Origin of the sequence: uncultured Dechloromonas sp. (assembly GCF_945957265.1) — a bacterium.
Classification (GTDB): domain Bacteria; phylum Pseudomonadota; class Gammaproteobacteria; order Burkholderiales; family Rhodocyclaceae; genus Azonexus.
The window spans coordinates 1-24,433 of sequence record NZ_CAMFKO010000009.1 but is presented as its reverse complement, the minus strand read 5'-3'; the positions used below and the strand labels follow the sequence as shown (position 1 = coordinate 24,433).

General features: G+C 65.6%; 22 protein-coding genes and 1 pseudogene. 15 read left to right on the top strand and 8 right to left on the bottom strand.

Annotated elements, in window-relative coordinates; translation table 11 throughout:
• Nucleotides 1-78 precede the first annotated feature (78 nt).
• Genes Q0P59_RS06740 through Q0P59_RS06725 form a run of 4 tightly spaced genes read left to right on the top strand, consistent with a single transcriptional unit; the run spans nucleotide 79 to nucleotide 4,251 of the window.
• Entirely contained in the window at nucleotides 79-1,053 is a 975-nt protein-coding gene (locus tag Q0P59_RS06740; RefSeq protein ID WP_295004888.1) for a hypothetical protein, read from the top strand.
• A gap of 5 nt (nucleotides 1,054-1,058) precedes the next feature.
• Nucleotides 1,059-2,411, top strand: a complete 1,353-nt coding sequence (gene nosD / locus Q0P59_RS06735) for a nitrous oxide reductase family maturation protein NosD (RefSeq protein WP_295004886.1) — start codon at nucleotides 1,059-1,061, stop codon at nucleotides 2,409-2,411.
• Nucleotides 2,408-3,271: a 4Fe-4S dicluster domain-containing protein gene (locus Q0P59_RS06730; protein WP_295004884.1), complete on the top strand. Its 864-nt coding sequence runs from the start codon at nucleotides 2,408-2,410 to the stop codon at nucleotides 3,269-3,271. The genes nosD and Q0P59_RS06730 overlap by 4 nt, the downstream gene beginning before the upstream one ends.
• Nucleotides 3,268-4,251: a NapH/MauN family ferredoxin-type protein gene (locus tag Q0P59_RS06725; protein WP_295004882.1), complete on the top strand. Its 984-nt coding sequence runs from the start codon at nucleotides 3,268-3,270 to the stop codon at nucleotides 4,249-4,251. The genes Q0P59_RS06730 and Q0P59_RS06725 overlap by 4 nt, the downstream gene beginning before the upstream one ends.
• On the opposite strand, the gene zapE is transcribed toward Q0P59_RS06725, so the two are convergent.
• Both zapE and Q0P59_RS06715 read right to left on the bottom strand, forming a co-directional pair.
• Nucleotides 4,226-5,245, bottom strand: coding sequence for a cell division protein ZapE (zapE, locus tag Q0P59_RS06720; RefSeq protein WP_295004880.1), 1,020 nt, complete (start codon nucleotides 5,243-5,245; stop codon nucleotides 4,226-4,228). The two genes, Q0P59_RS06725 and zapE, sit on opposite strands and share 26 nt — an antisense overlap.
• Before the next feature lie 2 nt (nucleotides 5,246-5,247).
• Nucleotides 5,248-5,994 (bottom strand): sulfite exporter TauE/SafE family protein, encoded by a 747-nt coding sequence (locus Q0P59_RS06715; RefSeq protein WP_295004879.1) that lies wholly within the window; start codon nucleotides 5,992-5,994, stop codon nucleotides 5,248-5,250.
• A gap of 95 nt (nucleotides 5,995-6,089) precedes the next feature.
• On the opposite strand from Q0P59_RS06715, the gene Q0P59_RS06710 reads away from it, so the two are divergent.
• The 11 genes from Q0P59_RS06710 to Q0P59_RS06660 all read left to right on the top strand — a co-directional run bounded on the left by Q0P59_RS06710 (nucleotide 6,090) and on the right by Q0P59_RS06660 (nucleotide 18,544).
• Complete coding sequence (locus Q0P59_RS06710; RefSeq protein ID WP_295004877.1) at nucleotides 6,090-7,010, top strand: LysR substrate-binding domain-containing protein; 921 nt, start codon at nucleotides 6,090-6,092, stop codon at nucleotides 7,008-7,010.
• Nucleotides 7,011-7,057: 47 nt separating this feature from the next.
• Nucleotides 7,058-7,912 carry an ABC transporter ATP-binding protein gene (locus tag Q0P59_RS06705; protein ID WP_295004875.1) on the top strand — a complete coding sequence of 285 codons (855 nt, stop codon included), beginning with the start codon at nucleotides 7,058-7,060 and terminating at the stop codon, nucleotides 7,910-7,912.
• Between the two features lie 2 nt (nucleotides 7,913-7,914).
• Nucleotides 7,915-8,403: a hypothetical protein gene (locus Q0P59_RS06700; RefSeq protein ID WP_295004873.1), complete on the top strand. Its 489-nt coding sequence runs from the start codon at nucleotides 7,915-7,917 to the stop codon at nucleotides 8,401-8,403.
• A gap of 96 nt (nucleotides 8,404-8,499) precedes the next feature.
• Entirely contained in the window at nucleotides 8,500-9,327 is an 828-nt protein-coding gene (locus tag Q0P59_RS06695; RefSeq protein WP_295004871.1) for an ABC transporter permease subunit, read from the top strand.
• A complete protein-coding gene (locus tag Q0P59_RS06690) occupies nucleotides 9,324-9,818 on the top strand; it encodes a TlpA disulfide reductase family protein (RefSeq protein ID WP_295004869.1) in 495 nt (164 codons plus the stop codon). Before Q0P59_RS06695 ends, Q0P59_RS06690 begins: the two co-directional genes overlap by 4 nt.
• A 262-nt stretch (nucleotides 9,819-10,080) precedes the next feature.
• Entirely contained in the window at nucleotides 10,081-11,328 is a 1,248-nt protein-coding gene (locus Q0P59_RS06685; protein WP_295004868.1) for a TolC family protein, read from the top strand.
• Entirely contained in the window at nucleotides 11,325-12,518 is a 1,194-nt protein-coding gene (locus Q0P59_RS06680; RefSeq protein WP_295004866.1) for an efflux RND transporter periplasmic adaptor subunit, read from the top strand. The genes Q0P59_RS06685 and Q0P59_RS06680 overlap by 4 nt, the downstream gene beginning before the upstream one ends.
• A 1-nt stretch (nucleotide 12,519) precedes the next feature.
• Nucleotides 12,520-15,621: a CusA/CzcA family heavy metal efflux RND transporter gene (locus Q0P59_RS06675; RefSeq protein ID WP_295004864.1), complete on the top strand. Its 3,102-nt coding sequence runs from the start codon at nucleotides 12,520-12,522 to the stop codon at nucleotides 15,619-15,621.
• 121 nt (nucleotides 15,622-15,742) lie between these two features.
• The gene (locus Q0P59_RS06670; RefSeq protein WP_295004862.1) at nucleotides 15,743-16,339 is read left to right on the top strand and encodes a DUF2076 family protein; all 597 of its coding nucleotides are present in this window, start codon (nucleotides 15,743-15,745) and stop codon (nucleotides 16,337-16,339) included.
• 170 nt (nucleotides 16,340-16,509) lie between these two features.
• Nucleotides 16,510-17,175, top strand: coding sequence for a response regulator (locus Q0P59_RS06665; RefSeq protein ID WP_295004860.1), 666 nt, complete (start codon nucleotides 16,510-16,512; stop codon nucleotides 17,173-17,175).
• Nucleotides 17,165-18,544 (top strand): sensor histidine kinase, encoded by a 1,380-nt coding sequence (locus Q0P59_RS06660; RefSeq protein WP_295004858.1) that lies wholly within the window; start codon nucleotides 17,165-17,167, stop codon nucleotides 18,542-18,544. The genes Q0P59_RS06665 and Q0P59_RS06660 overlap by 11 nt, the downstream gene beginning before the upstream one ends.
• A gap of 159 nt (nucleotides 18,545-18,703) precedes the next feature.
• Here Q0P59_RS06660 and Q0P59_RS06655 read toward each other — a convergent pair whose 3' ends face one another.
• The 6 genes and pseudogenes from Q0P59_RS06655 to Q0P59_RS06630 all read right to left on the bottom strand — a co-directional run.
• On the bottom strand, nucleotides 18,704-20,500 hold the full coding sequence (locus Q0P59_RS06655; protein WP_295004857.1) for an acyl-CoA dehydrogenase C-terminal domain-containing protein: 1,797 nt from the start codon (nucleotides 20,498-20,500) through the stop codon (nucleotides 18,704-18,706).
• Nucleotides 20,501-20,588: 88 nt separating this feature from the next.
• Nucleotides 20,589-21,533: a nitronate monooxygenase family protein gene (locus tag Q0P59_RS06650; protein WP_295004855.1), complete on the bottom strand. Its 945-nt coding sequence runs from the start codon at nucleotides 21,531-21,533 to the stop codon at nucleotides 20,589-20,591.
• Nucleotides 21,533-23,191 carry a long-chain-fatty-acid--CoA ligase gene (locus Q0P59_RS06645; RefSeq protein ID WP_295004853.1) on the bottom strand — a complete coding sequence of 553 codons (1,659 nt, stop codon included), beginning with the start codon at nucleotides 23,189-23,191 and terminating at the stop codon, nucleotides 21,533-21,535. The genes Q0P59_RS06650 and Q0P59_RS06645 overlap by 1 nt, the downstream gene beginning before the upstream one ends.
• A 27-nt stretch (nucleotides 23,192-23,218) precedes the next feature.
• Nucleotides 23,219-23,794, bottom strand: a complete 576-nt coding sequence (locus Q0P59_RS06640; RefSeq protein ID WP_295004851.1) for a chalcone isomerase family protein — start codon at nucleotides 23,792-23,794, stop codon at nucleotides 23,219-23,221.
• Nucleotides 23,791-24,306: a DUF4442 domain-containing protein gene (locus Q0P59_RS06635; RefSeq protein ID WP_295004849.1), complete on the bottom strand. Its 516-nt coding sequence runs from the start codon at nucleotides 24,304-24,306 to the stop codon at nucleotides 23,791-23,793. The genes Q0P59_RS06640 and Q0P59_RS06635 overlap by 4 nt, the downstream gene beginning before the upstream one ends.
• 3 nt (nucleotides 24,307-24,309) lie before the next feature.
• Nucleotides 24,310-24,433: pseudogene (locus Q0P59_RS06630) on the bottom strand (acetyl-CoA C-acyltransferase); the annotation flags it as partial.

The following is a 24,433-nucleotide window of genomic DNA, read 5'->3' as shown; positions in this document are numbered from 1 at the left end:
CTGCAGGATCGCGGCTGCCCTCGCGGCAGCCGCAACCCCGGTCACCAACCGGGTTTGCAACGAACAGAGAACAGCGACATGGAAAAACAAAACAAAATCGTCGGTGGGCTGACCCTGATCTCTCTGATCTGCCTGGTCGCCGCCTATTTCGCCCCAATCTGGTGGGTCTCCCTGACCGCCCCGAACTACCCGAAAGATGCCTTCCCGGACGGCATCCGCATCCATTTCCATTTTGATGGCGTCTATAACGGCTGCAAGGCGGCCGGCAAGGGAACGCGCATGGCCAACGAGATCATCCAGAAGGATCTCGCTCATGACGACGAGCGCTACAACCCCATCCTCGACGCGCAGAAAAACGTCGACAAGGGTGCCGAGGGCCTCGACTGCGTTCATGAAATGAACACCATCAACCACTATGTCGGGATGTTCCCGATCGCCACCGGCGCACCGGTCGAGAAGCCGCTGGCCAAGTTCTTCTTCGGTTTCTTCGCGGTGATGATGCTGGCTTTCGCGCTGCCCCGGAAAAAGGCGCGCGTCGCGACGCTGGCAGTGGGTTTCACAGCCGTTGCGGCCTGGATGCTGGTCGACCAGTTCGTGTTGGGCCATCTGGCCGCCCACGTCGAACATTACACCCGTGAAGCCGGCACCTTCTTCAAGGAGCCGGACAAAATCAAGGTGTGGGGCGACAACGTCACCCTGTACTCCAAGATCGCCATAGTCGGCCTGATCGCCGTCATGGGGATTGTCGTTGCCGCCACCGCAACGGTTCGCTCCTTCCAGCTGCTGCTGGCCCTGGTGCCGGCCCTGCTCCCAGCTTTCTTCGTCATCACCTACGCCGGCTGGCTGTGGTTCTTCGGCCACAACCTGCACCCGTGGGGCGCCTTCACGGTCAAGCCCTTCATGCCCACCGTCTTCGGCGAAGGCAAGGTCGCGCAGTTCTCGACCTTCTCCTACCCGTACTGGGGCTACGGCCTGCTGCTGATCATCTTCGTCTGCATGATGCTGGCGCTGCTGATCCGCCGCAAGCAACTGCGCGAAGGCACCGCCGAGTAAGTCACGTGGCCGCCCTGAACCATCTGGCCAGGCTGAGCCTGGCCGCCGCCCTCCTCCTGGTCTTCACCCACAGCATCTCGGAAACCCAATCGGAGCCGCCGGCCGGCATGGGTGCGCGCGCCGACGTCGACCGTCCGAAACCGACCTTCATGCTGCACGAGCGCGACAAGCGCGTGCATGGCCTGAAGCCCTTCCAGGACCTTGTCGACAAGGCCGCCCCGGGCTCCGTCATCAAGCCGCCCCCCGGCACCTATGCCGGTCCGGTGATCATCAACAAGCCGCTGACCATCGAGGGCGGCGGCCAGGTCACCATCGACGCCGGCGACCGCGGAACCGTCATGATGATCAATGCCGGCAACACGACCATCCGCGGCGTGCGCCTGACTGGCTCCGGCGACTCGCACGACACCGACGACTCCTGCCTCGACGTGCGCGGCAACGACAACGTGATCGAGAACGTCGTCGCCGACAATTGCCTGTTCGGCATCGACCTCAAGCAGGTCAATCGCAGCACCATCAAGAACAATCGCATCAGCTCCAAGGATCGCGAGCTGGGCGTGCGCGGCGACGGCCTGCGCCTGTGGTACAGCAGCGACAACCTGGTCGAAGGCAACCAGGTCATCGACTCGCGCGACATGGTGGCCTGGTATTCGCACCGCAACACCTACCGCGACAATATCGGCAAGCGCAGCCGCTACTCCATCCACTTCATGTTCGCCAACGACAACGTCGTCGAAGGCAACAAGTTCTACGACAACGCGGTCGGCATCTATTTCATGTATACCGAGGGCGGCGTCGTGCGCAACAACGTCATCTCGCACGCCACCGGCGCCGCCGGCATGGGCATCGGTTTCAAGGAAGCATCCGGCACCGTCATCGAGAACAACGAGATCATCTACTGCGCCATCGGCATCGGCTCCGACCTGTCGCCGTTCCAGCCCGACTCGACCATCGAGATCCGCCATAACCGCTTCGCCTTCAACGGCATCGGCATCCAGTTCAACAGCGAAACCGGCGGCAACCGCCTGATCGACAACGTCTTCGAAGGCAACCTGACCCAGGTGACCTACGGCGGCCGCGGCAACGAAGGCGGCAAGAACTTCTGGGAAGGCAACTTCTGGGACGACTACCAGGGCTTCGACCGCAACGGCGACGGCTACGGCGACAACCCGCACGAACTGCTCTCGTATGCCGACCAGATCTGGATGGAACTGCCGATCGCCCGCTTCTTCCGCAGTTCTCCGGTCATGGAGCTGCTCGATTTTCTGGAACGCCTCGCTCCGTTCTCGACACCGGACCTGATCCTGCGTGACGAGAAGCCTCGCTTCGTCAAACCGACCAAGGTAGCCATCTCATGAGCGCCCCCGAAGACGACGAGCGCAAGCCCGCCGCCGAAAGCAAACCCGCCGTTTCCATCGCCAGGAAGCAGACCAACCGCCGCCGCGTGCTGCGCACCATCCTGCTTACCGGCGGCGTGCTCGGCGCCGCAACCTCCGGCTTCCTGCCGCTGATCTACGCCAAGAAGCAGCGCCTGCGCCCCCCCGGCGCACTGGATGAAAAGGACTTCCTGGCCAGTTGCATCAAATGCGGCCAGTGCGTACAGGTCTGTCCGGTGCAGGCCATCAAGCTGGCCGACCTGGTCGACGGCATGGGGGTCGGCACCCCGATGATCGATGCCCGCGAGCAGGCCTGCGATTTCTCCTGCGATGCCGTGCAGTGCATTCTCGCCTGCCCGACCGGCTCGCTGACCTATCACAAGCCGGACTTCCTGCCCGTTCGCTCCGGCGCCCAGCTGTCGGCCAAGCCCATCCTGCTCGCCAAGGAAAAGGATGCCGAGCCGACGCTCAACCTCAACGAACGGATCGGCGTCGCCCGCCTGGTCCGCCCCGAGGCCTGCCTGGCCATCCAGGGCAAGGGCTTCAAGGGGCAAACGCGCGGCCCCGCCTTCAAGGGCAAGATGCGCTACATGGACGTCGACCGCTGGAAGCCGATCCAGATCGCCGACCATCCCTACGACGTGGCCGAATGCGACCTCTGCGTCCGCGAGTGCCCGATCAAGGGCGCCATCTCCATCGAAACCGTTTTTGCACCGGATGGCAGCAAGCGCAAATCGCCCGTCGTCCATGAGCCGTGCGTCGGCTGCGGCGTCTGCGAAATGGTCTGTCCGGTCGAACCCACGGCCATCAGCATCGAAGCCCGGGAGGTGTGGAAGGTATGAGCGATCTCCTCAAACGCCGTTTCCGCGAACAGATCAAGATCATGTTCGGCTGGGAACCGGTCAAGCCCGAAACGATCTCGGAACGCGCCAAGGAAGTTCACGTCCTCAAGCGCATGACCAACAAGCAGGACCTGCAGGCGGCCAAGGCCCATCAGCGCGCCCACCAGGAAACCTCGAACAAGTGGCGCAACCGGCGCTGGGCGACGCTGATCTTCGCCAACCTGCTGTTCACTCTCTCCTTCGCGCTGGATATCCAGATCCTCGAAGGCGCACTTACCGCCTCGCGCTTCGTCGGCTTCCACCTGATCGACCTGAACTCCGCGCTGCAGGTGATGCTCGCCCACAAGCACATCATCAACAACCTGCTCATCGGCACCGGAACCGTGCTGGTCCTCTGGGTGCTGCTCGGCGGTCGCACCTTCTGCTCGTGGGTCTGCCCCTACCACCTGCTGGCCGAATGGGCGGAGAAAATCCACCTCTTCCTGGCCAAGAAGAAACTGGTCACCGACCAGACCATGGACCGCCGCCTGCGCACCGTGTTCTGGATCGTCTTCGCCCTGCTCGCGCTGCTCACCGGCTATACCGTCTACGAAGCCATCTCGCCCACCGGCATCGTCTCGCGCGCCCTGATCTACGGCCCGGGACTGGCCATGCTGTGGGTCCTCGCCCTGCTCTTCTTCGAGGTCTTCTTCTCGCGCCGCGCCTGGTGTCGTTACGCCTGCCCGATCGGCCTGACCTACGGCGTGGTCGGCATCATTTCCCCGGTCCGCATCAAGTACAAGCTCGACGGCTGCTTCCACGAAGGCGACTGCCGCAAGGTCTGCCTGGTGCCGCATGTCCTCGACACGGTGATCAAGGGTCGCGCGGTCGAACCGGAAGTCCCCATCGGCCCGGACTGCACGCGCTGCGGCCTGTGCGTCGACACCTGCCCGACCGGCTCGCTGAGCTTCGAAATCAAGGGCCTGCAGAAGCTGCTGTAGGACGCTCCGCCGACAAGGCGGACAAGGCGATCAGGCGCGACTCGGCACGCGCCAGGTCGCGCCCGAGCATGCGGCGCAAGGCGTCGCCGATGCCCAGGAAGATCGACTCGGCGGTTTCCGCCGCCGTGATCGCCAGCGGCACCTGCCGCTCCCACAGCACATCGGCCAGCCAGACCAGGCGGCGCAGCGCATCGCCATCGCGTTCGCCAAAACGAGGAACGTTCCACAAGGCAAGCGCCGAGGCCGCGTCGAGCTGTCGCGCATAGTCGCCATGGCAGCGCGGACGCCGGCACAGATCGTCAAACGACGCCGTCGCGATACGCGGCGATATGTTTTCCAGATCGACCATCAACTGCACACGTGCCGCCGCCGTGTCGGGAGCCACCCAGCGCTGCCCGAGCGGCCGATGGAGGCGGCGGTAATCGACGCCTCCATCCAGTTCGATCGACTCGCACCACGCCGAAAGGTGTTCGATCAGCGGCGCGAAATGGCGTTGCCGCTCCCCTTCGGCGGCAAATCCCGCCGGCGGCGGGTTGGCGGTGACGAGCAGGCGCACGCCCCGTGTCGCCAGGTAGCCGAAGGCGCGGCGGAGAATCTGCGCGTCGGCAATGTCGTGGATGTGAAACTCGTCGAAGGCGAGCAGGCGGGCCTGCCCGACCAGCCGGTCGATGGCGGCGGCGAAATCGTGCCGCGCCGGCCCGGCGAAGGCACGGTGAAACGCATCGAGAAAGGCCAGCTGATGCCATCGACAGGCCAGGCCGGGCGGCAGCGCGGCCACGGCGGCATCGACCAGCCGCGTCTTGCCGCGACCGACACCGCCCCACAGGAATATCCCGCGCCCGCCACGTCCCGAGGCACGCTGGCCGGCATCTGCCGTCACCGCCGCCAGCAGCCGCGCCAGCTGCTGCGCGACGAGACGCTGGGCCGGGTCCGGCTCAATCCCGCCCAGCGAAAAATGGCGCAGAATCGCGCCCGGATCGTTCCGTTCGGCCATAGTCACGCCAGGTGACGATAGACGAGCAACAGGCCCGCCACGACCAGCAGGCCGTTGAGCAGCACAACCCCGCGTTGCCGCGAAATCCGCCCCTGGGCCAAACGCCCGATCCCGAAGCCGGCCCACACCGCCGGCGCGAGGACGAGCGCCGTCATCAGCAGGCCGCCGTCGATCAATCCGGACAGGAGGCATAGCACGACGCGCCAAGCGGTCGAGATGCCGATCATCACCGCCTGCGTCGCCAGGAAGCGATCCTGTTGCGGCAGGTGTCGCTGCAGGTAGCGCGCATACAGAAAGCCGCCACTGCCGAACATCCCGCCCAGCACTCCGCCGGCCAGACCGTGCCCGATCCCCGACCAGGTGCCGCCAGCCCCGCCCTGCCGCTGCGCCCGCTGCCGCAACGAGGACAGCCCGAGCAGCGCGATGAAACCGCCGAAAAGCAAGCCCGTCTCGCGCACCGGCAAGCAGCGCAACAGGCCGACCCCCAGGATTTGCCCGGCCAGCATGCAGGGCAGCAACAAACGGATTGCTGCAATGTCGATTGCAGCGCGCCCCCGCCACGCCCGCAGCGCCGAACTGCCGGCGTCGAGCAGGGCGAGCAGCGGAACGATGCGGGCCATCGGCATCACCAGCACCAGGCCCGGCGCCGCCAGGATGGCCGAACCGAAGCCGAACAAGGAAAACAACGCGTATCCGCAGATCACTGCGAGCAAGGCGACCGGCAAGGTCGCGACGATATCCGCCGGCATGCAAAAAACCTCGACTTATCAACACCCTGCCATTCTCGGCAGATTCGATGTATAAATCGAATACCATTTTTCACGACGACCCATATCGTTTTGTTATGCCTACCTTGCGCCAGATTCGCTACTTCCTCGCCATCGGCGCCCAGGGCGGCTTCACGCCGGCCGCCGCGGCGCTGCATGTCGCCCAGCCGGCGCTCAGCCGGCAGATGGCGCTCCTCGAAGACGAGCTCGGCTTTGCCCTCTTCGTCCGCGAAGCCCGCGGCGTCAGCCTGACTCCGGCCGGCCGCCAGTTTCGCGACCGGGTTGCCAACATCGAGCAGTCGCTGCAAACGGCCATCGAGGACGGCCGGCAAATGAGCCGGGGCGAAGCCGGCGTGCTGCGCCTCCTGCACTCCAGCTCGCTGCCGCTGGAACGCCTGCTGCCCTGCATCCGGCAATTTCACGACGGCACGCCGTCGGCGCGCATCGACATCGACCGCCTGTCGTCCGAACAGCAATTGGCCGAAATCGCCGAAGGCAAGGCCGATATCGGCTTCATCCGCCTGCCGGTGCTGCGCCGCACCGACGACGTCGCATTGCGGCATCTGGCGGCGGAACGCCTGGTCGCCGCGCTGCCTGCCCGGCACCCGCTGGCCGGAACATCCTCCCTGGCGCTCGCCGAGCTGGCCGAAGAGCGCTTCGTCAGCGCCGTGCATCGCGAGCGCGGCGGCCTGGCCCGATGCGTCACCGAGCTCTGCCTCAAGCGCGGCTTCGTGCCCCGCCTGGCGCCGGCGATTTCCCGCAAGACCTCGATGCTGACGCTGGTCGCCGCCGGCTTTGGCATTGCCGTCATTCCCGACGGCATGCAAAAACTGGCGTCGCCCGGCATCGCCTTCGTTCCGCTGCGCGATGACGACGCCGTGGCCGCTTCGGCCATCGTTCTCCCCGCCGCGCCCTTGCCGCTGGCCGAGGCGTTTGCGTCGCTTGCCGAAGGCCTGCTGGGGGCAGCCGCCGATGCCGCGAAGGCGCGCGATTTTTGATCGAGATTCAATGCCGATCACCATCGCCCCACCTATAATCTGGCCCCATGATCCAGTTCAATAATGTCGCCAAGACCTTTCGCAAAGCCCGGGTACTCGATGGCATCAGCCTCAACATCGGGATCGGCGAGCGGGTCGCCCTGATCGGCTCCAACGGCGCCGGCAAAACCACCCTCATCCGTTGCCTGCTCGGCGAATACACCTTCGACGGCAGCGTCAGCATCAACGGCCTGGACCCGCGCGGCAACCGCACCGCCGTGCTCGGCAAGATCGGTTTCGTTCCCCAGCTGCCGCCGCCGCTGAAAATGCCGGTCGGCCAGCTGATCGAATTCTCCGCCTCGCTGTGCGGCACCGATCCGCAACGCATCCATGCCATCGCCCGGCGCCTCGGCCTCGACCTCGATGCCATCCTGACCCGCCAGTTCGTTCGCCTTTCCGGCGGCATGAAGCAGAAACTCCTGATCTCCATCGCCCTGGGCCGGGATGCGCAGGTGCTGGTGATGGACGAACCGGCCGCCAACCTCGATCCGGAAGCCCGCAAGATCTTCTTCGACCTGCTCGCCGAGCGCCTCAACGATGCCACGATGATCATCTCCAGCCACCGTCTCGACGAGGTCTCGGCGCTGGTCAACCGCGTCATCGAAATGGACATGGGCAAGGTCGTCCTCGACGACAAGGTGGCCGACGACGTGTCGCTGACCGGCACGGTCTCCTGCCGCATCCTCCTCAAGCGCTTCGAACCGGCCTTTGCCAAGGCGCTCGACGGCTGGCGGATCGCCCCGGTGGACGAGCAGCAACTGGAGTGGCGCGGCGAGATCGCCGGCCCCGACCGCCTGCGCTTCCTGGGCATCGTTTCCCGCTACACGGCCCTGGTCGCCGATCTTTCGCTGGCCGAGTGCTGAGCATGTGCGACACGCATCGCCGTCGTTTTCTCGGCCGGATCGGCCTCGGCGGCCTGGCGCTGACGCCGCTTGCCGCGCTGCTCTCCGGCTGCAAGAAGGGCAACTGGCCGGACGACATGGCGGAGATCAAGTGGGATCGCGACACCTGCGCGCGCTGCAGCATGGTCATTTCCGACCGCCGCTTCGCCGCGCAGGTACGGGGCGGCGCCGAGCAAACCGTCTTCAAGTTCGACGACCCCGGCTGCCTTGCCTTCTGGCTCAAGGAAAAAGCGGAAAAATACCCGTGGCTGGCCGAGGCCGGCACCAGGATGTGGGTCGCCGATTTCGACAGCAAGAGCCGCGACGAGATGCGCTGGCTCGACCCGCGCCGCGCCCAGTTCGTGACCCGCAGCTCGCCGATGGGCTACAACTACGCCGCCGTGAGCATGCCGATGCCCGGCAGCCTCGATTTCACCGACATGCGCCAGCACGTGCTGGCCAAAGGCAAGTAGCTGGCAGCCATGAGGGAGTTTGAGATGTTAGCGGTCAAAATCGTCACTTGCTCCCCCCACCGACTCGATCCTAATTCCTAAATCCTCGATCCTAAAATGAAACAACTCTGGCTCACCGCCAAACTCGATATCGTCGAATCCCTGCGCGCCCGCTGGTTCCAGATCTACACCCTGGTCTTCGGCGGCATCGTCGCCCTGCTCTTCGTCTTCGGGCTGACCGAGTCGCGCGTCCTGGGGTTCATCGGCCTGTCCCGCCTGCTGGTCACCTACATCCAGCTGACCATGGCCATCCTGCCCATCTTCGTGCTGATCACCACCGTGCGCTCGGTGGCCGGCGACCGCGAGGCCGGCGTTTTCGAGTACCTGCTGTCGCTGCCGGTGTCGCTCTCCGCCTGGTTCTGGGGCAAGATCGTCGGCCGCTACATCGTCGTCTTCGCCCCGGTCTTCCTCGCCATGCTCGGCGCCGTCGTCTGGGCCACCGTCGTCGGCATCGAAGTGCCGTGGGACATGTTCGGCTATTACACCGCGCTGCTCGCCGCCATGGCCATGTGCTTCCTCGGCATCGGCATGCTGATCTCCTCGGTGGCGCGTACCACCGACATGGCGCAAGGGGCCGCCTTCATGGTCTGGCTGGTGCTGCTGCTCTTCCTCGACCTGATCCTCCTCGGCGTCATGATCCAGGGCAAGATCGCGCCGGAACTGGCCATCACCCTGGCCCTCGCCAACCCGCTGCAGGTCTTCCGCACCGCCGCGCTGGCCCTGTTCGACCCGCAACTGATCGTCCTCGGCCCGTCGGCCTACGTCATCCTCGACCTGTTCGGCGCCGCCGGCTACAAGGTCTTCGCCCTGGTTTACCCCGCCGCCCTCGGCGTGCTCAGCGCGGCAACCGGCTACTTCCTCTTCCGCCGGGGCGATCTGCCATGACCCGCCTGCTTCCGGCGCTTGCCCTCGCCGCCCTGTCCACGTTGGCCGTGGCGCAGGAAATGCCGTCGTCGGCACCGCTGTTCGCGGCCACGCTGGCCGACCTCGACGACAAGCCGGTGGCGCTGGAGCGCTACAAGGGCAAGCCGCTGGTCGTCAATTTCTGGGCCCGCTGGTGCGGCCCGTGCCGTGCCGAAATCCCCGAGCTGATCAAGTTCCGCAACGCCCACAAGGGCAAGCTCGAGGTTCTCGGCATCGGCATCGAGGACAAGGCCGAGCCGGCCAAGGAGTTCGCCAAGGCCTACGACATGGACTACCCGGTGTTCGTCGCCAAGGAACAGGGCATTCCGCTCATGCAAACCCTGGGCAACACCAAGGCCGGACTGCCCTACACCCTGTTCATCGACCGCAACGGCCAGGTCGTCAGCAAGAAGATGGGGACCATCAAGAAGCCCGATCTCGATGCCATCGAAGGCGCGCTGCTCAAGAAATGACGGCCCGCTGAGCTGAGGCTCGCCGACGCCCGTTACGACGGGCGCTACCGTCTCTCCAAGCGGCAACGATCCGATCGGCGAGACCGGCCCCCAGCCTCGCCCCGGCACGACTCCTCGCCGGACTCGAATCCGGCTCGAGCATTTGCCTGGGAATGCGGCGATTGCCGTTGCGCCTTTGCCGGCCACGCCGAGGCGATGAAGACTTTCCGTCATATGGGTATGTCAGGCTAGCGACAGCTTCTTTTCGCTACTGTGCCGCCCCATGAACACCAGACTTTCGTTTCTGCTCCTGTGCCTTGTCGGGCTTGGCAACGGAGTTCTTCATGCCGAGCCGCCGGCACTTGCGCTCCCGCTCACGGAAGTCGAGCGGCTGGTGGTCCACAACAACCGCAGCCTGCTCGCGGCCCGACGCGCCACGGCGGCGGGAGAGGCCGGCATCGACATGGCCGGCGCCCGACCGAACCCTGTCGTCTCGCTCAACACCAGCGGCATCAATGGCCGCCGCCCCGCCACCGGCGCAGGCAACATCGACACCACGCTGCGCATCGACCAGCCGATCGAGCGCGGCAACAAGCGCGACCTGCGTCTGTCGGTGGCCGATGCCCTGCTCCAGGCCAACCGCTCCGACGAGTCCGACAGCCTGCGCCAGCAAACCCTGCTCGCCCGGCAGGCCTATTTCGACCTCAAGGCCGCCGAGGAAAAATCGCGCTTGAGCAACGAATCCGCCCAACTCGCCCACCAGGTGTCGAACAAGGCCGAATTGCGCTTCAAGGCCGGCGACCTGTCGGCGGCCGACGCCGCCCGTATCCGCAGCGATGCCCTGAAGGCCGACAGCGAGGCGACCCAGGCCCGTATCGAACTACGCCGTTCCCGGCTGACGCTGGCCCAGCTGCTGGCCATGGAAAACGATGCGCCGCGCCTGGCCAGCGTCGATCCCTGGCCGGCCTTCGGCCCCTTGCCCACGGCGTCGGGCGATATCGAAACCCGCCCCGACGTGGCCGCAGCCCGCCAGCGCCTCGACGCCGCCGAACGGGGCATCGCCCTGGCGAAATCGCTGCAGGTTCGCGACATCAGCATCGGCGCCCAGGTCGAACGCGTACCCGACGATCGTCCGAGCACGACTTACGGCTTCGGGGTCAGCATCCCGCTATTCACCGGTTACGACTATCGCGGTGAAATTCGCCGGGCCCACGTCGACCGCGATGTCGCCGGCGACGAACTGGCCCGCGTGCGCGCCACCGCGGCGGCCGAGCTGGAACAGTTCGCCTACGAAGCCGAGCGCCTGGGCGAAAGAGCACGCAGCCTGTTGGAGGAAGCGCTCCCGGCGACGCGCAAGGCCCATGCTGCCATCGTCCTCGCCTTTACCCACGGTGCCGCGTCGGCGCTCGACGTGATCGATGCCCGACGCAGCCTGTTCGCCATCGAAACCGACACCACCCTCGCCCTGGCCGATGCCGCCAAGGCCCGCGCCGCCTGGGCGGCCGCACGCCATCGCCCGGAATTGCCATGAACCGAAACTCCATCCCGCTCCGCACCCGCCTCGCTTCGCCCCTGGCCCGTGGCGCGCTCATCGTTGCCGCCGCACTCGCCCTCGGCGCCGGCGGCGCCAGCCTCTGGCACATGCCCAATCCCCGCCTTGCCGCGCCGGCCGAAAAGGCGCGGGCCCCGGCCAACCGCCTGAGCCTGCCGGAAGATGCCGGCCAGCTCGCTTTCCTGAAACTGGAAACGGTTTCCCTTGCGGCCCTTCCGGCCAGCGAGCCGATGAACGCCAGGCTTTCCGTGGCCGAGGATCTGACTGCCCGCATTTTTCCGCCGCTCGCCGGCCGCGTGCTGTCACTGCAGGCCGCCATCGGCGATAGCGTCAAACCCGGCGCGCAACTCGCCGTGCTTGATGCCCCCGACTTCGGCCAGGCCATCGCCGACCTGCGCAAGGCGGAAGCCGACAGCAACCAGAAACGCAAGGCATTGAACCGGGCGGAAATCCTCTTCCAGGGCGAAGCCCTGGCCCGCCGCGACCTGGAAGCCGCCGAAGCCGACGCGCACAGCGCCAACGCCGAGGCCGAGCGCGCCCGCCTGCGCCTGGCCAACCTGGCGCCGGCCGGCAGCAAGATCGAAGGCCAGCGCCTGGTGCTACGCGCCCCGCTGGCCGGCATCGTGGTCGAGCGCCAGGCCAATCCGGGAACCGAGGTCCGCCCCGATGCCGCCAACCCCTTGTTCGTCATCTCCGACCTGCGCCGCCTGTGGCTCAACATCGACTTGCCGGAAAAAGCCGCGGCGCTGGCCAAGCCGGGCGAAACGGTCAGCTTCGCGCTCGACGCCTACCCTGGCGTCGATTTCACCGGCCAGGTCGAGCGTGTCGGCGCCAGCGTCGATCCCGCGACACGCCGTATCCCGGTGCACGCCGTGGTCGACAATGCCGACGGTCGCCTGAAGCCGGAAATGTTCGCCCGCGCCAGCCTGAGCGCGCCCGATGCCGCCAAGGTCGTTCGCCTGCCGGTCAGCGCCCTGCTCACCGGCGGCCTGTCGGCGCATGTCTTCGTGCAGGTCGGGCCGCGCGAATTCGAGCGGCGCCCGGTCACCGTCGCCCGCCAGGATGCCGAATACGCCTACCTGACCGCCGATTCGGCCCTCAAGGCCGGCGAAATCGTCGTCGTCCGCGGCGCGCTCCTGCTCGCCTCCGAACTGGCGCAGGGGGAATAAGGTGCTGCCGCGTTTTTCCACCTTCGTCATCCGCCAGCGGATGTTCATCCTGGTGATGGCTGTCGCGCTCGCCGTGATCGGCTTCCGCGCCCTGCAGGACCTGCCGGTCGAAGCCTTCCCCGACGTGCAGGACGTGCAGGTCCAGGTCGTAACCCAGTACCCCGGCCAATCGCCCGAGGAAGTCGAGCGCAACGTCAGCATCCCGGTCGAGCGCGAGATGAGCGGCGTGCCCCGCGCCACGCAGGTCCGTTCGGTGTCGATCACCGGCCTGTCGGTGGTGACGCTGACCTTCTCGGAAGGCACCAACGATTATTTCGCCCGCAACCAGGTGCTGGAAAAGCTGCAGAACGTGGCTTTTCCGCCGGGTATCCAGCCGCAACTGGCGCCGCTGGCCACCGCCGTCGGCGAAGTCTACCGCTACGTGCTAAGCGCCCCGGCCGACATGCCGCCACGCGAGGTGCGCGCCCTGCAGGACTGGGTGGTGCGCCCCGCCCTGCGCCGGGTGGCAGGCGTCGCCGACATCAACAGCTTCGGCGGCGCAGTCAAGGAATACCAGGTGCGGGTCAATCCGCCGGCGCTGATGCGCTACGGCATCACCCTCGACCAAGTGTCGCAGGCGCTGGCCAGCGGCAACCAGAACGCCTCCGGCGGCTTGATGAAACGCGGCGACGAATCGCTGGTCGTGCGCGCCGTCGGCCTCTTCGGTTCGCTCGACGACATCCGCGCCACCGTGATCACGGCCAAGGAGGGCAAGACGGTGACCATCGGCGACGTAGCCGACGTGTCGGTCGGCGACCGCCCGCTGTCCGGCATCGTCGCCAACGACGAGCAGGATTCGGTGGTCGAAGGCATCATCCTGATGACCAAGGGCGGCGACCCTTCGAAGGTCGTCGCCGACGTGCTGCAACGCGTCGATGAGCTAAACGGCGGACAGCTGCCCAAGGGCGTCTCGATCAAGCCGATCTACCAGCGCACCGAACTGGTCAAGCACACGGTGCATACCGTCATCGAAAACCTGCTCGCCGGCGCCCTGCTGGTGGTTTCCGTGCTGGTCATCTTCCTCCGCGAATGGCGGGCGGCCATGGTCGTCGCGGCGATCATCCCGCTCACGCTGTTGTTCGCCTTCACGCTGATGGACCTCAAGGGCGTCCCCGCCAACCTGATTTCGCTGGGCACCGTCGACTTCGGCATCATCATCGACAGCGCCGTGGTGCTGGTCGAGGCGCTGATGGTCCGCCTGGCTGTTCATCAACCGACGGCCGCCATCGAATCGGCGGTCGGCCGGCGTTTCGACGCCCTGCGCTGGGTGACCTCCAGCCTGACCAAGCCGATCCTGTTCTCGAAGGCCATCATCATTCTCGCCTTCCTGCCCATCTTCACCTTCCAGCGCGTCGAAGGGCGCATCTTCGCCCCGGTGGCGCTGATCCTGTCCTTCTCGCTGATCGGCGCCGTGCTGTTCACGTTGACCGTGGTTCCCGCCCTGCTCTCGCTGGTCCTCGCCAAGCACGACCTGGCGGAAAAGCACATCGACTGGCTGGCCAAACTGCAGCGCGCCTACCGCCGCCTGCTGATGCGTTGCCAGCGCGCGCCGCGCCAGGCATTCGGCATCGGCGGCCTGATCGCCTTGCTGGCTTTCGGCCTGATCCCGGTGCTCGGCAGCGAATTCCTGCCCCGCCTCGACGAAGGCAACCTGTGGCTGACCATCACCCTGCCGCCCGGCTCCTCGCTGGAGCAGAGCAAGGATGTCGAGCGCGCCGTCCGCGCCACGCTGCGCACCTACCCCGAAGTGAAGATGCTGGTCACCCAGGTCGGCCGTCCGGACGACGGCACCGATCCCAAGGGGCCGAACAACATCGAAATCCTGGCCGACCTGCAGCCACGCGGCGACTGGCGCTTCGCCGACAAGGAAGCGCTGGTCGCGGACATGTCCAACAAACTGAAGGCCATCCCCGGCCTGCCGACCAATTTCTCGCAGGTGATCCAGGACAACGTCGAGGAAGCCCTGTCCGGCGTCAAGGGCGAAATCGCCATCAAGGTCTTCGGCCCCGACCTCGAAATTCTGCAGGACAAGGCCGAGCAGATCGCCGGCATCCTGCGCACCATCCAGGGCAGCCGCGACGTCGCCGCCATCCTGCCCAGCGGCCAGCCGGAAGTCGCCATCCTGCCCAACCGGGTCAAGATGGCGCGCCTGGGCCTGTCGATGGCCGATCTCGACAACGCCGTCCAGACCGCCCTCGGCGGCAGCGCGGTCGGCGGCTACTACGAAGGCGAGCGGCGCTTCGACGTGGTGCTGCGTTTCGCCGCGCCGTATCGCAACTCGGTCGAGGATGTCGGCGCCGTGCCGGTCGCCCTGCCCAACAACGCCGGCACGGTGCGCATCGCCGATGTCGCCACAGTCGAAGTGCGCGAAGGCGCCTCGCGGATTTCCCGCGAGGCCGGCGGCCGCAACGTCTCGGTCAAGGCCAACCTGCAGGGACGCGACCAGGGCAGTTTCGTCGACGAGGCCATGGCCAAGGTCGGCAGCCAGGTGCAACTGCCGGCCGGCTACCGCATCGTGTGGGGCGGCCAGTTCGAGAACCAGCAACGCGCCATGAAGCGCCTGGCGGTGATTGTGCCGGCCTCGCTGTTCGGCATCTTCGCCCTGCTGTTCTGGGCCTTCCGCTCCATTCGCCTGGCCGGGCTGATCCTCGCCATGCTGCCCTTCAACATCGCCGGCGGCTTCTTCGCGCTCGGCCTGGCCGGGCTGCATCTGTCGATTTCGGCAGCCGTCGGCTTCATCGCCGTCGCCGGCATTTCGGTGCAGAACGGGGTGATCATGGTCGAGGAAATCGTCCGCCTGGTCGATAACGGCTCCAGCCTGGTCCGGGCCATCACCGAAGGCGCGGTGTCCCGCCTGCGCCCCATCCTGATGACCGCCCTGATGGCCGGCCTGGGCCTGCTGCCGGCCGCCTTGTCCAATGCCATCGGTGCCGAGACGCAGCGCCCCTTCGCGGTCGTGATCGTCGGCGGCGTCGTCACCGCCACGCTGTTTACGCTGACCTTGCTGCCGCCGCTGGCCTGGTGGGGCATGCGCCACAACGGTCGGGAAAACGACGAACAATGACCGGCCCGACGATTCCTGACAGGCCCGTCAGCATCCGGCGACAAATGGTTGCAATTGCCGCCTTGAGTGTCACAGCCACCGGCCCTATCTTGGTCCTGTCTCGTTAACGGAGTGAAATGCCGTGCATGCCAATGAACGTGAGCAGCTCAACAACTTTCTGTCGCAACTGGTCGCCGCCCACGCCGGCGCCAAGGATGCCGATGCCGAAACCCTGATTCGCGATGCCGTCGCCCGCCAGCCGGATGCCGCCTACCTGCTGGTGCAAAAGTCTTTCGTGCAGGAACAGGCGCTGGCCGCCGCGCAAAGCCGCATCGCGCAGTTGCAGGGCGAGGTCGACAACCTGCGTGCCGCACAGGGACGCGGCAGTTTCGCGAACAACGACAACTGGGGCAATTCGGCCCCGCGCCCGGCGCTGCAACCGGCCATGCCGGCACCCGCCGCGCCCCCGGCACCGTCGTCCTGGGCTTCGGGCTGGCTGGGTAACGTCGCCGGCACGGCGGCCGGGGTGGCGGCAGGCGCCTTTCTGTTCCAGGGCATCGAAAACCTGATCGGCCATCACGGCAACAACAGCCTGTTCGGCGGCAATGCCCTTCCGCAGCCCAACGAAACCACGGTCGTCAATAATTTCTTCGAAACCGACAGCCTGGCCTCGAATGGCGCCGGCTTCGCCGGACTCAGCGATGGCCTGGACAGTGACGGAGACAACAGCTGGATCTGAGCGCAGTCCGATTTCCCCCCGACATGCCGGGATTCCCCCTCTTCTGATCCCGGCATGCCACGGAAGGCTCCTGCGGGAGCCTTCCGCCTTTTCCAGGGAGCAAGCGGTCGCTGCGGGCTGCGTTATCATAGTCGCCGCCGTCACCCGCATCCCAGGCTCTCCACGAAACCATGCGCATCCTGCTTGTCGAAGACGATACCCTGCTTGCCGATAGCATCCGCGAAGGGCTGGAAAAAGGCGGCTTTGCCGTCGATCGCCTGAATGCCGCCGAACCGGCCGTCTCGGCCCTGGGCCTGACCCATTACGACCTGGCGATTGTCGACATCGGGCTGCCCGGCATGTCCGGACTGGACTTGATCCGCCGCTTGCGCCAGCGGAACATCCTCGTGCCGGTGCTCATCCTGACCGCCCGCGATGGCCTGGACGACCGCATCAGCGGCCTCGACCTGGGCGCCGACGACTACATGGTCAAACCCTTCCTACTCCCCGAACTACTAGCCCGATTGCGCGCCCTGATCCGGCGCAGCCGGTCGTCCGCCTCTTCGGAGCTTACGGCAGGGACCATCCGCCTCGACCTGGCCCGGCGCGTCGCCACGGCCAACGGTGAAAGCCTTGAACTGACCGGCCGCGAATGGGAAATTCTCCAGCAGTTGATGCTGGCCATGCCCAATGTCGTCAACAAGCAGAAAATGGCTGAAAGCCTTAGCGAGTGGGAAAACGAAATTACCGCCAATGCCGTGGAAATCTACGTTTCCCGGCTGCGCAGCAAAATCCAGGGCGGCGGCATCGAAATCCGGACCATCCGCGGCATCGGCTATCGACTCGATGAGCTCTGAACCGGCGACGCCCCCGGCACCCGCACTGCGTCGGCGCCTGCTCATACTGCTGGTGGTTCCACTGGCGGCATTGCTGGTCCTCAGCCTGACGGTCGACTATCGCATCGCCTTCGAGCCGGCGGCCGACGCGTACGATCATGCGCTGTCGGACGACGCCATCGCGTTGGCCGGGCGTATCCGCTATCTCGATGCCCGCCTGCAGGTCGACCTGCCCGCTGCCGCCGAAGCGGTTCTGCGCACTGACAAGAACGACGAAGAGTTTCTTTCGATCTACAGCCCGACGCATCAGCTGCTCGCCGGCGACGCCGATCTCTTGCCCGACCCCGTCGTCAAAGGGAAAAACCCGGTCCTGTCCGACGGCGAGTTTCGCGGCAAGAAAATCCGTAAGGCCAGTTATCGGCTGGACACGGCGGGCGGGCAAGTCACCGTCACCGTGGCCGAAACCACGCGCAAGCGGGAAAAGGCCGGCTCCAAGATCCTGGCCGCCATGCTGTTGCCCAATATCCTGCTCATCATCGGGACGCTGGTCCTGGTCTACCTCGGCGTCCGGCGCGGCCTGGCCCCGCTCACCGAGCTCAGCCGGGAAATCAGCCAACGCGCGCCGCACGACCTCAGCCCGCTGCCCCAGCACGACATCCCGGCCGAGGCCCAGCCCCTGATCCAGGCCATGGACGGCCTGATCGACGATCTGCGTTCCGCCTCCGCCGCCCAGCAGGCCTTCCTGGCGAATGCAGCACACCAGATCAAGACGCCGCTGGCCGGACTCCAGGCGCAACTCGAACTGCACGCCCAGGAACTCCCCGCCGACTATGCGCCCCGCGCCCAGCGCCTGCTCGAAGGAAGCCGACGCCTCGGACACCTCACCCATCAACTGCTGGCCTTGGCGCGCTCCGGACAGGAAGCCAACCTGGCCCAGGAAAAACGCCCGGTCGACCTGGGCCAGCTGCTCGAATCGAGTGCCTCAGCCTGGTTCGACCAGGCCTTGAAGCGGCACATCGACCTCGGCTTCGAAGCCAATCCGGCCATCGTTTCCGGCTCCGAATGGATGCTGCGCGAAATGCTCTCCAACCTGATCGACAATGCGCTGCGCTACACCCAGGATGGCGGCACGATCACCGTGCGCAGCGGCATGGAATTCAACCGGCCATTTCTCGAAGTGGAAGACAATGGCCCGGGCATCCCGCCCGACAAGCAAAGCCTGATTTTCGAGCGCTTCTACCGGCTCAACGAATCCATCGGCGAAGGCAGCGGCCTGGGTCTGGCCATCGTCAAGGAAGTCGCCGACCGCCACGGCGCCAGCATCGAATTCAAGCAAACATCGTCAAAAACCGGAACACTGATACGCCTGCTGTTTCCGGCAAAGCCGTAGAGACTCGTCATTCGGAAATGGCAGATTCTGGATTTCCGCTTTCGAGTTCCGGATTGCCACAAACAAAAAAAGGGGCCCGAAGGCCCCCAAAGGGTTGATGCGTTGATCCTGTTGCCAGAGACCTTGCGCCAACTAACCCGCAGAGAAGATTTTGGCCGGTCAGAACAATTCGTCGCCGCTCATGCCGGCAATCGCCGCATCGCCAGCCATGGCCGTTTCGGCAAAAGCCGCTGCCTGCGGCAGCATCTGGTCGGCATAGAAACGGGCCGTCGCCACCTTGGCGCGATAGAAGGCCTGGTCGCCCTCACCCTTGTCGAGGTAAGCGCTGGCAGCCAGCGCGGCCTTGCCCATGAACCAGCCGCCGCACACGGTCACCGCCAGGTGCAGGTAAGGCACGGCGGCGGTCAGTACGCCGCTCAGCCCCGTCCGGGCGTTGGCGGCCAGCCATTCGGTGGCCTCGGTCCAGCTCTTGAGGGCGACGCCCAGGCGCTGGCCGATGGCCTGCAGTTCCGGCTTGCCGGAGGCAGCGAGCGCCTTGGCGGTGGCATGCACTTCGCCGAAGATGACCTTGGCGGTGGCGCCCTGGTCGCGCATCAGCTTGCGGAACAGCAGGTCGTTGGCCTGGATGCCGGTGGTGCCTTCGTAGATGGTGGTGATGCGCGAATCGCGCCAGTGCTGGGCAGCGCCGGTTTCCTCGATGAAACCCATGCCGCCGTGGATCTGCACGCCGAGCGAGGTGACGTCGATACCCATTTCGGTACCGCCGCCCTTGACGATGGGGATCATGAACTCGGCGAGCCAGAGCTGACGCTTGCCTTCCTCGGTGTGCCCCGCGGCATGCGCCCGGTCGAGCAGGCCCGAGGTGTAGTAGGCCATGGCGCGGCAGGCTTCGACGCGCGACTTCATCAACATCAGCATGCGCCGGATGTCCGGGTGCTTGTCGATGCTGACCAGCGCCTCGCCGGTCAGCGCATCGCGCCCCTGCTTGCGTTCGCGGGCGTAGCCGAGCGCCTGCTGGTAGGCGCGTTCGCCGAGGGCAATGCCTTGCAGGCCGACGCCGAGGCGGGCTTCGTTCATCATGATGAACATGTATTCCAGGCCGCGGTTCGGCTCGCCGAGCAGGTAGCCGACGGCGCCGCCATTGTCGCCATAGGCCATGACGCAGGTCGGGCTGGCATGGATGCCGAGCTTGTGCTCGATGGAGACGCAGTAGGCGTCGTTGCGCGCGCCGAGCGAGCCGTCGGCATTGACCATGAACTTCGGCACCAGGAACATCGAGATGCCCTTCACGCCGGCCGGCGCATCCGGCAGGCGGGCGAGCACGAGGTGGACGATGTTGTCCGTCATGTCGTGGTCGCCGTAGGTGATGAAGATCTTCTGGCCGAAGACCTTGTAGCTGCCGTCGGCCTGCGGTTCGGCGCGGGAGCGGATGAGCGCCAGGTCGGAGCCGGCCTGCGGCTCGGTCAGGTTCATCGTGCCGGTCCATTCGCCGGTGACCATCTTTTCCAGGAAGGTCGCCTTGAGTTCGTCGCTGGCGCAGGTCAGCAGCGCCTCGACGGCGCCCGTGGTGAGCAAGGGGCCGAGCGAGAAGGACAGGTTGGCCGAGCAGACCATTTCCTTGACGGCAACGCCCAGCGAGTCGGGCAGGCCCTGGCCGCCGAACTCGGCGGGCGAGCTGATGCCGTTCCAGCCGGCTTCGCGGAAGGCGGTGTAGGCCTCCTTCCAGCCGGCCGGCGTGGTCACGCCGTTGGCAGCCAGCTTGCAGCCTTCCCGGTCGCCGACGCGATTGAGTGGGGCGAGGACTTCGCCGGAAAACTTGGCGGCTTCGTCGAGGATGGCGTCGGCGAGATCGGGGGTCGCTTCCTCGAAACCGGCGATCTGGCTCAACTCCCTGAAGCCGGCCAGCTCGTCCATCACGAAACGCATGTCCTTGACCGGGGCGCGATATTCACTCATTGCTGCTGTCTCCTTGTAGTTGTTAGTTGCCAGTCATTAGTTACCAGCAACGGGGATTTGATTTTCAGGTGTTGCTAACAGCTAGCGACTAATAACTAGCCGCTAGCAGCGCCGCCTTGGCGCTGCGATATTCCTGCTTCAGGCGGGCGACCAGTTCGGCGGTCGGCAACACCTCGTCGATGCTGCCGACCCCCTGCCCGGCGCCCCAGATATCCTTCCAGGCCTTGGCGTCGCGGTTGCCGCCAAAGCTCATGGTCTTGTCCTTCTCCGGCAGGTTGGCCGGATCGAGGCCGGCGGCGACGATGCTCTTCATCAGGTAGTTGCCATGCACGCCGGTGAAATACGGCGTGTAGACCACATCCTTGGCCGCCGACTCGACGATGGCCTGCTTGTAGGCTTCGACCGCGTTGGCTTCGGTGGTCGCGATGAAACGCGTGCCGATGTAGGCGAAATCGGCGCCCATGGCCTGGGCGGCGAGGATGGACTGGCCGTTGGTGATGGCCCCGGAAAGGGCGATCGGTCCGGCGTAGAACTTGCGGATTTCGCCCACCAGCGCGAACGGGCTGAGCGTGCCGGCGTGACCGCCAGCCCCGGCACAAACCAGGATCAGGCCGTCGACACCGGCCTCCAGCGCCTTCTCGGCATGGCGGACGCTGATCACGTCGTGGAAGACCTGGCCGCCGTAGGCATGCACCTGCGGCACGATCCGGGTCGGCGCCGACAGGCTGGTGATGATCAGCGGCACCGCGTGCTGCACGCACAGCGCCATGTCGTGCTCCAGGCGCTCGTTGGAGGGGTGGATGATCTGGTTGACGGCAAACGGGGCGGCCTGCGGATCGGCGGCCAGTTCGGCCTTGATCCGCGTCAGCCACGCGTCGAGCAGTTCCATCGGCCGGGCGTTGAGGGCCGGGAAGGAACCGATCAGACCGGCCTTGCATTGGGCAATCACCAGGTCGGGATTGGAAACGATGAACATCGGCGCGCAGATCGCGGGCAACGACAGGTTCTTGTTCAGCAAGGCCGGAATCGGCATTACGCCCCCTCTTTCAAGGCACGGCGCAGGATCTTGCCGACGTTGGTACGCGGCAGGTCGTCGCGGAATTCGACATGCTTGGGTACCTTGTAGCCGGTCAGCTGCTTGCGGCAATGGTCGATCAGGTCCTTCTCGGTCACCCGCGGGTCCTTGCGGACCACGAATATCTTCACCGCTTCGCCGGAATGCTCGTCGGCGACGCCGATGGCCGCGACGTCCATCACCCCGGGGTGCATGGCGACCGCCTCTTCGACCTCATTCGGATAGACGTTGAAGCCGGAGACCAGGATCATGTCCTTCTTGCGGTCGACCAGGAAGATGAAACCCTTCTTGTCGATATAGCCCATGTCCCCGGTGCGCAGGAAGCGATCATGGTAGAACACCAGTTCGGTTTCATCCGGACGCTGCCAGTAGCCCTTCATGACCTGCGGACCGCGGATGCAGATTTCGCCGACCTGGCCGTGGGGCACCTCGTTGCCGTTGTCGTCGCGGATGACGACTTCGGTCGACGAGATCGGCAGGCCGATGGCGCCGTTGAATTCGTGCATGTCGAGCGGGTTGATGGTCGCCGCCGGCGAGGTTTCGGTCAGGCCGTAGGCTTGCAGCAAGGGCGTTCCGGTAATCTTCAGCCACTTCTCCGCAACCGGCCCCTGGACCGCCATGCCGCCGCCCAGCGTGACCCGCATGGTCGAGAAGTCGAGCTGGGCGAATTCCGGGTTGTTGAGCAGCGCGTTGAACAGCGTATTGACGCCGGTCACCACGGTCACCGGATACTTGCCCCACTCCTTGACGAAGCCCGGAATGTCGCGCGGATTGGCGATCAGCAGGTTGCGGGCGCCGATCATCAGGAAGGTCAGGCAGTTCGCCGTCAGCGCGAAGATGTGATACAGCGGCAGCGCGGTGATGATGAATTCCTGGCCTTCGCGCACCACCGGCTTGATCCAGCTATAGGCCTGGGTGACGTTGGAGGCGATGTTGGCATGGGTCAGCATCGCGCCCTTGGAAACCCCGGTGGTACCGCCGGTGTACTGCAGGAAGGCGATGTCGTCCTGGCTCAGCGCAACCGGCTTCAAGCCATGGCTGCGGCCGATGGCCAGGGCGCTGTTGAAACCGCTCGCCGCCGGAATATTCCAGGCCGGCACCAGCTTCTTGACGTGGCGGACCACGAAATTGACGAGCGCTCCCTTGAGTCCCAGCATTTCGCCCATCGGCGTGACGATCACGTGCTTGACCGCCGTATGGGCGAGAACCTGCTCCAGCGTATGGGCAAAATTCTCGACGATGACGATGGCGGCGGCCCCGGAATCCTTGAGCTGGTGTTCCAGTTCGCGCGGCGTGTACAAGGGGTTGCAATTCACCACCACGCAGCCGGCACGCAGGGTACCGAACAGCGCGACGGGGTATTGCAGCAGATTGGGCATCATCAGCGCGACGCGGTCGCCCTTCCTGAAGCCCTTGGCCTGCAGCCAGCCGGCAAATGCCTTGCTTTCCTCATCCAGCTGGCGATAGGTCATTTCCTTGCCCATGCTGATATAGGCAACCTTGTCCGCATAAGTCGTGCAGGCCTTCTCGAACAAGGCGACCAGCGAGGGGATATGGTCGATGTCGATTTCAGACGGGACACCGTTCGGGTAGCTTTGTAGCCAGATTTTTTCCATTCTTGTCTCCTCCTTCGTACGTCAGCGTTAGCTGCCCAGCAGCGACTTCTTCAGTGCGGCATCGGCCGGTTTGTCGCCCAGCCAGACCTTGAGCAGCGCCTTGGCGAAACCGGCACCGGCGACCTTGCCGCGAGATTCTCCATTCTGGCTGACGACCACGCCTTCCGCCGAGAAATCGATAGCGATGCTGTCGCCCTCGCGCACCTTGCCGATGGACTTCATGATGCCCGCCAGTTGATCCGCCTGGGTCTTCATGTCGGCCATTTCCGCCGGCGTGTGGTTGTTCTTCAACCCCTCGTCGAGCGCCGAATGCAGCGAATCGGCATCCAGGTCGCGGAGCAGGCGCAGCACCATCCGGCGCGGCCCCGGGTTGTCGACGATCGCCGCCGGCGTCGTGGCCTTCTGGCCCACGTAGAGGGCGCCGACGTAGACCTTGATGAACATTTTGCTGCGCAGGCCGGCGCCGTTGAGCACCAGTTCGCTGCTGCCGACCTTCAGCTTGTCATCCACCCTGACGCCGGCCACTTCGGCGGCATGCAGCCCCGGAACGGCCATCAGGGCGGCGATCAGCGCTGCCCGCCGAACACATGTCGATGTAATCACGCTTTGTCTCCTCCACCGCTCTTCTGGCGGTAGTAATGTTTATCGGCAATATAGACCGTTCGCTCGACCACGGTATGCACCGTGCCGCCGCTGTCCTTCAATTCAACCAGAAACGTCCGCTCCAGTTCCGGCGTGTTGGCGAGTTCGGCACGGATGTCGGCCAGCTCGCCGTCGCTCAGTACGAAGTCCGCATAGAGCGCGGAAAACCCCGGCTTGCGGTAGCGGATACTGGCCGCCTTGTCCCAGACGATGTAGCCGTCGCCCAGCGCCGCCATCAGCATCATGGGGTGCGCCCCGTCGGTGATCGCGAACAGCGAACCGCCGTACAGCGAGCCGACGATGTTCTTCGTCTTCCAGTTGAGCGGCAGGCGCACCCGGATGTGGCGCAAATCCTGCGCCACATGGATCACCCGGCCGCCCGTGCCGCGGAAGGCCGGATGGAAGTTGAACCCCATCCGCACCATCCGCGCCCGCCAGGCCGGCGGCAGTTTGGCAAGCCAGGCCGGTTTCACGCCTTACAGCGCCTCGATGATGCCAGCCGCGCCCATGCCGGTACCGATACACATCGACACCATGCCGTACCGGCCCCCGGTGCGCTTCAAGCCATGCACCAGCGTCGCGATGCGGATCGCCCCGGTG

Bases quoted from the DNA above. Each gene is read 5' to 3' on its own strand.
- Q0P59_RS06740 (WP_295004888.1), top strand. From the start codon at position 79: ATGGAAAAACAAAACAAAATCGTCGGTGGGCTGACCCTGATCTCTCTG.
- Q0P59_RS06730 (WP_295004884.1), top strand. From the start codon at position 2,408: ATGAGCGCCCCCGAAGACGACGAGCGCAAGCCCGCCGCCGAAAGCAAA.
- Q0P59_RS06725 (WP_295004882.1), top strand. From the start codon at position 3,268: ATGAGCGATCTCCTCAAACGCCGTTTCCGCGAACAGATCAAGATCATG.
- zapE (WP_295004880.1), bottom strand. From the start codon at position 5,245: ATGGCCGAACGGAACGATCCGGGCGCGATTCTGCGCCATTTTTCGCTG.
- Q0P59_RS06715 (WP_295004879.1), bottom strand. From the start codon at position 5,994: ATGCCGGCGGATATCGTCGCGACCTTGCCGGTCGCCTTGCTCGCAGTG.
- Q0P59_RS06710 (WP_295004877.1), top strand. From the start codon at position 6,090: ATGCCTACCTTGCGCCAGATTCGCTACTTCCTCGCCATCGGCGCCCAG.
- Q0P59_RS06705 (WP_295004875.1), top strand. From the start codon at position 7,058: ATGATCCAGTTCAATAATGTCGCCAAGACCTTTCGCAAAGCCCGGGTA.
- Q0P59_RS06700 (WP_295004873.1), top strand. From the start codon at position 7,915: ATGTGCGACACGCATCGCCGTCGTTTTCTCGGCCGGATCGGCCTCGGC.
- Q0P59_RS06695 (WP_295004871.1), top strand. From the start codon at position 8,500: ATGAAACAACTCTGGCTCACCGCCAAACTCGATATCGTCGAATCCCTG.
- Q0P59_RS06690 (WP_295004869.1), top strand. From the start codon at position 9,324: ATGACCCGCCTGCTTCCGGCGCTTGCCCTCGCCGCCCTGTCCACGTTG.
- Q0P59_RS06685 (WP_295004868.1), top strand. From the start codon at position 10,081: ATGAACACCAGACTTTCGTTTCTGCTCCTGTGCCTTGTCGGGCTTGGC.
- Q0P59_RS06680 (WP_295004866.1), top strand. From the start codon at position 11,325: ATGAACCGAAACTCCATCCCGCTCCGCACCCGCCTCGCTTCGCCCCTG.
- Q0P59_RS06665 (WP_295004860.1), top strand. From the start codon at position 16,510: ATGCGCATCCTGCTTGTCGAAGACGATACCCTGCTTGCCGATAGCATC.
- Q0P59_RS06660 (WP_295004858.1), top strand. From the start codon at position 17,165: ATGAGCTCTGAACCGGCGACGCCCCCGGCACCCGCACTGCGTCGGCGC.
- Q0P59_RS06655 (WP_295004857.1), bottom strand. From the start codon at position 20,500: ATGAGTGAATATCGCGCCCCGGTCAAGGACATGCGTTTCGTGATGGAC.
- Q0P59_RS06650 (WP_295004855.1), bottom strand. From the start codon at position 21,533: ATGCCGATTCCGGCCTTGCTGAACAAGAACCTGTCGTTGCCCGCGATC.
- Q0P59_RS06645 (WP_295004853.1), bottom strand. From the start codon at position 23,191: ATGGAAAAAATCTGGCTACAAAGCTACCCGAACGGTGTCCCGTCTGAA.